This is a genomic window from Microbacterium sp. Bi128, from assembly GCF_918698205.1.
In genome coordinates, this window is record NZ_CAKKMM010000981.1 from 1 (window position 1) to 1,931 (window position 1,931).

Sequence of the window (1,931 nt, forward strand, 5' to 3'; positions counted from 1 at the left end):
GCATCCCGGCAACGGGCAAGAGCGTCGAGTTCGATTGCACTGACATCATCCGTGTCGAGGACGGAAAAGTGGCCGAGCACTGGGGCACGACGGACAACCTGGGCCTCATGCAGCAGATTGGTGCCGTGGCCGTTGCCTGAACCGGGCGACGAACAACAGGGCCGGCGCGATCGCGGCCGGAACACGCAATATCAGCACGCAATAAAAAGGCTGTCCACGTTCCCCACAGGGAAACGCGGACAGCCGTTCGACGTCGACGGCGGTTCGATCAGAGGGGCTGTCATCGCCCGGCGATGTGCCCGGCAATGTACTCGGCATCGCGTCCCACACCGGCCACGACCGCCGAGCTGTGCCCGGTGAGCCACGGCAGGCCCACGGCGTAGAGGCCCGGGTAGTCGGTGACGCCGCGGCTGTGGCGGGGGTAGTTCCATTCGTCCAGTACGGGGATGTCGAGGATGCCGAAGTCGAGCCGGTATCCGGTGGCCCACAGGACGGACGTAACGCCCTCCGCCGCCAGGTTCAGCCGCGTCGGCTCTGAGGGAACCCAGTCGTCGGCGGGCCGGAGTTCAGCCTCCGGCGCTTCGATCCCAGCAGCGGCAATGTAAGCATCGAGCATCGGGCGGAGGCGCTGGCTGAAGCCGGCCTCAATGGTGGCGAGGCGTTCGGCGAGGTCATCGCTGAAGACGAGGTCGCCGTCGTCGGCTGCTTCCAAATGGCCGTGCAGCCGGACGCCCCGCCGGCCGAGGTCCCGCAGGTGAATGTCGTGGCCGCCGTCGGCGCCGGACACCAGCGGGTTGCAGGCGAACCTCGCCGCGGGGGAGGGCAGCTGCCCCACGGTGAGGCCGTTCAGTCCGTAGTCGGGGCCGAATTGTGCAAGCTGCATCATCCAATAGAGGAGGTCCTGGCCGCGGTACCGGCCCGGTGCTTCCGGGCACGTGGACACCGCCAGGTGGATTTCGCGGCCGACGGCGAGCAATTCCTCGGCGATCTGGCCGCCGGACTGGCCGGTGCCAACGATGAGCACGGCGCCGTCGGGCAGTTGGCCCGGGCTGCGGTAGGTGTCGGTGTGAAGTTGCAGGATGTGGCCAGGCAGTTGCGCCGACAGCGCGGGGATTTTCGGTTCCTGGTAACCGCCGGCAGCGAGCACCACGTTCCGGGCCCGCCAGCTGCCCTGGGGTGTGGCCACGGTGAAGCCGCCGCCTTCCGCGGGCGCGATACGGGTGACATCCGCACCCGTTCGGACGGGAGCGTCGATGGTCTCCGCATAGTGCCGGAAATGGCCGATGAGGTCATCGCGCAGCATGAACGCTTCCGGGGCGGGGCCGTCATACGGCATGCCGGGCAGCGCGAGCGAGAAGTTCGGCGTGTTCAGGCAAAACGCGTCCCACCGGTCCTGCCACGCCCCGCCCAGCGCTTCGCGCCGCTCCAGCAACTGATGTTCGACGCCGGCCCGGCTTAGCCAGTAGCTCGTGGCCAGGCCCGCCTGCCCGGCACCGACGATAAGGGTGTTGACGCTTTGCGGAGCCGCATGTCGGGCGGCCGTCGGGGTTGCCATGGTTCTTCTCCCGTAGCCAAGGTGCAGGGCTGGCTTTGTTGGCAGGATATGCCCGCAGCGTCGCTACGTACAGGTGCCCGGAGACGGAGTGGGCCCCAGTGTGGCGTTTCGCCGAGGGTGTTCTGGTTCAGGGCGGACTGCCCTATCTTTCTCCTATGGCCATGGGCAAGCAACGGTGCTCTGACCTCCTACAGGAATTTCTACTCAGAAGGAGTGGGAAAGGTCATGAACCGACGCACCAAAATCGTCATTGGTGTGATCCTCCTGTTGCTGGTTGGTGGCGGGGCGACATTATTTGTCCTCGACAACACAAAAAGGAGTATGGCCGCGGAGTACAACCCGCAGATCAACCCAGCAGATTTCACCACTGAAATCA

General features: G+C 66.0%; 2 protein-coding genes. One reads left to right on the top strand and one right to left on the bottom strand.

Going from position 1 to position 1,931, the window contains the following annotated elements; genetic code table 11:
• Positions 1-2: 2 nt before the first annotated feature.
• A complete protein-coding gene (locus LQV45_RS28800; RefSeq protein ID WP_290370338.1) occupies positions 3-140 on the top strand; it encodes an ester cyclase in 138 nt (45 codons plus the stop codon).
• Between the two features lie 140 nt (positions 141-280).
• On the opposite strand, the gene LQV45_RS28805 is transcribed toward LQV45_RS28800, so the two are convergent.
• Positions 281-1,555 carry an NAD(P)/FAD-dependent oxidoreductase gene (locus LQV45_RS28805; RefSeq protein WP_230010421.1) on the bottom strand — a complete coding sequence of 425 codons (1,275 nt, stop codon included), beginning with the start codon at positions 1,553-1,555 and terminating at the stop codon, positions 281-283.
• Positions 1,556-1,931 lie beyond the last annotated feature (376 nt).